Source organism: Rhodoluna sp. (assembly GCF_049276775.1).
Lineage (GTDB): Bacteria > Actinomycetota > Actinomycetes > Actinomycetales > Microbacteriaceae > Rhodoluna.
Genome location: NZ_JBASXC010000033.1, coordinates 1 through 3,272, shown reverse-complemented (window position 1 = coordinate 3,272; position 3,272 = coordinate 1). Strand labels below are relative to the sequence as shown.

The window sequence follows — 3,272 nt, the reverse complement described above, 5'->3', positions numbered from 1 at the left end:
CACGTTGCACACATAACTTCAATTGAGTCAGAGATCACAAGGACTCCAACCAAGCTGAACTTCTACGATCCGCTAGAACTTCCAGTTCAGCAGTCTTAAGTAGCTCTTTCTAGAGCATCCATTCCAGCTCGCCAGGTGGTGTATCCACCAGATAGGTTCTTGGCCTTGATGACGTGACCTTTTAGAAGCTGAACAGCGGTGTGACCGCGCTGCCCAACAGCGCAGTGAACCACAATGTCTTTGCCCTTCACCTCAGAGATCCGCTCTCTTAGGTCATTGACCGGAATCAAGATTGAGCCCGGGATAGCACCTGCTTCATTTTCACTGTCGTTTCGAACATCAATCAAGACCGTTCCGGATTTTTGCAGATCTTCGATCTGGTGCCAGTGAACGGTGTCGGTCTTTCCGGTGAAGACGTTGTCGCCAACGTAGCCGGCCTGGTTGATGGCGTCTTTGGCAGAGCCAAACTCGGGCGCGTACGCAAGTTCTAGGTTCATCAAATCCTGAACTGTTAGTCCTGCGTAGATGGCGGTTGCAATCACATCGATTCTCTTGTCGATGCCATCTAGTCCAACAGCTTGAGCTCCAAGGAGCTTGCCTGTATTTCCATCGAATAGAACCTTTAGAGACACTCGCTCGGCGCCGGGGTAGTAGCCGGCGTGTGAGCTTGGGTGCAGGTGGACCATCTCTGCCTCGATGCCCAGTTTCTTGGCTGACTTCTCGGTAAGTCCGGTAGCGGAAATCGCCATTCCAAAAGCTCCGATGATTCCGGTTCCAATGGCGGGCTTGACCTCCACCTTTTCTCCGGCAATCACGTCGGCAACTAGCCTGCCGTGGCGATTAGCGAGGTTGGCAAGCCAGATCTGCTGTCCAGCTCCTGTGAATGAGCTGGTCTTCTCGGCTGCGTCGCCAACTGCAAAGATGCTCGGGTCTGAGGTTCTTTGGTGGCTGTCAACAAAGATGGCTCCCGAGTCCCCGATTGTTAGCCCAGCCTCAACAGCTAGGTGATGATCTGGAACAACACCGGCAGCTGACACCACAAAGTCAGCCGGGATTATTTCCCCGGTAGATAGCTTGACTGAGTGCGGGCCAATTTCCTCGGCTGAAGCGTTTAGTTTGAGTGTGATTCCGTTTTTCTCAAGTTGGGCCTGGAATGGCTCAATAATCTCTGGATCAAATCCCGGCAGGATGCTCGGGCCCAGTTGAACTACCGTGGTCTTCACTCCGCGGTGGATTAGGTTTTCAGCTACTTCGATGCCGATGAAGCCTCCGCCAAGAATTACTGCCGATTGTCCCTTGAAGTTATCAACCTGAAGCTTCAGCTTTGCGGCGTCTTCTACATCCCGAAGGACAAAGGTGCGCTCTGCTCCGTGGATAGGTAGAGCCCTTGGCTTGGCGCCGGTTGAAATCACAAGATTGTCGTAGGACTCGTCGTAGGAGGTATTGTCTTCCAGGTTCAAAACCGTGACGGTCTTGGCTTCTTTGTTTATCTTGGTGACCCTGGAGCGCACTCGAACATCTAGGTTGAAGCGGTCCTTCAGTGCCTCTGGTGTTTGAAGAAGTAGGGAAGATTCCTTGGGGATGATTCCGCCTACGTGATACGGCAGACCGCAGTTTGCAAAAGAGACGTTTGGGCCTTGCTCGAAGATGATGATCTTGGCATCTTCCTGAAGTCTTCGAAGTCTGGTCGCAGCCGACATTCCGCCTGCGACTCCGCCGATGATTACTGTTTTCATTTTTTTCCTGAATTCTTGAGAAGAAGTGGATTTAGGCAAGTGACATGAAGGCTTTTTCGAGCTCTGCTCGATCGGCTGATCCTGCTGCATCATTGCCACACTGGGCCATGCCGGTGGCAATGATGGCAAAGCCTGCCTTGGTGAGCGCTGAGTTGGCAGCTGAGAGCTGGTTCAGGATGTCGGTGCAGTCTCTGCCTTCATCGAGCATCTTGATTACTCCGGCCAGCTGGCCATTTGCTCTAACTAGGCGGTCTCGGGCTTTTTTGAGGTCCTGGGGATCAATCTGCATTACACGTATCCTTTGGTTAGTTGATGCGGTGTGGTTTTTAGTATACCCTAGGGGGTATACGAAAGGAAACACCAAATTGACCAAACTTTTCAAAATTCTTAGCGCAGCCTTTGTTGCAGCATTCGCTGTGACAGGACTTACCGGTTGCGCATCATCGGAGCCAGTGGACATGAGCCAGTACGCAGCAGTGATTGACGTTCGTACACCAGGTGAAACTTCAGCCGGCTACCTCGATGGATCACTTCTCTATGACATCCAGGATGGGTCCTTCATGGACAACATCGCAACCTTAGATAAGGCATCCGACTACTACATCTACTGCCGCTCGGGAAACCGTGCCGGCCAGGCAATCCAGATCATGAAGGATGCTGGCTTCACAGGTGAGTTGGTAAACGGTGGATCGCTAGCTAACGCCGCTTCACAAACAGGCCTCACTGTAGTCAAGTAGATACTCAGTGGACAAAGCCTTTTGGGATGACAAGTACTCCGCCACGGAGTATGTCTATACCAAAGATGTAAACCGCTTTGTCAAAGAAAGTTGTTCTGACCTCGCCCCTGGCAAGATGATTGATCTTGCTGGGGGCGAAGGTCGTAACACGGTCTTTTTTGCAGAAAAAGGCTGGCAGGCCGAAAACGTTGATATGTCCAGCGTTGGTTTAGAAAAGTGTGTAGCGCTTGCAAAAGAGCGCGGTGTATCCGACAGGGTAGTAACAACAAATGCCTCAGCACTGGACTTTGTTTCCAAGCTTGCACCGGTTGACTTAGGGGTCTGTGCCTATCTTCAGATTCCTTCTCAGGATCTTGATGTTGCCATCGGTAGATTGGTAGACAACATCAAGCTAGGTGGAGTTTTCTTTGGGGTGTGGCATGCACTTGAGAATCTTGAAGAAGGCTTTGGGGGACCACAAAACCCAGAGCTATTGCCAACGACTGAGTCGATGACAACTCTTTTATCTAAGCTCCCGCTAGAGATCTCTTTCGTGACCAATCGCGATGGACAGGTGCAAACCAGGGAAGGGCTCAAGCCTTCGATTACTTTGACTGCAATGGCAACCCGAACTTAGGCCTAGTCCTGAGTTCGTGGCAAAGATTCTTATGGTTCTAGTCGTGAAGAAATGTCTCTTTTCAGGGACCTATTCGCAATTTATGTATACTGGGCCGCATGAGCGAATGGAACTACACGAAATGCAGTAAGCCTTTCGAATCGGAAGCGGATGCGGTTGATTACATGAAATCAAAAGACTTGG

The 3,272-nt window shown here is 50.9% G+C and carries 4 protein-coding genes; 2 read left to right on the top strand and 2 right to left on the bottom strand.

Features of this window, described 5'->3' with window-relative positions:
• Positions 1-95: 95 nt before the first annotated feature.
• Entirely contained in the window at positions 96-1,736 is a 1,641-nt protein-coding gene (locus tag WAO31_RS02885; protein WP_509590029.1) for an FAD-dependent oxidoreductase, read from the bottom strand.
• Between the two features lie 31 nt (positions 1,737-1,767).
• On the bottom strand, positions 1,768-2,025 hold the full coding sequence (locus WAO31_RS02880) for a metal-sensitive transcriptional regulator (protein WP_509590026.1): 258 nt from the start codon (positions 2,023-2,025) through the stop codon (positions 1,768-1,770).
• 76 nt (positions 2,026-2,101) lie between these two features.
• Here WAO31_RS02880 and WAO31_RS02875 point away from each other — a divergent pair, with 76 nt between their 5' ends.
• On the top strand, positions 2,102-2,473 hold the full coding sequence (locus tag WAO31_RS02875; RefSeq protein WP_509590023.1) for a rhodanese-like domain-containing protein: 372 nt from the start codon (positions 2,102-2,104) through the stop codon (positions 2,471-2,473).
• A gap of 7 nt (positions 2,474-2,480) precedes the next feature.
• Complete coding sequence (locus tag WAO31_RS02870) at positions 2,481-3,089, top strand: class I SAM-dependent methyltransferase (protein ID WP_509590020.1); 609 nt, start codon at positions 2,481-2,483, stop codon at positions 3,087-3,089.
• Positions 3,090-3,272 lie beyond the last annotated feature (183 nt).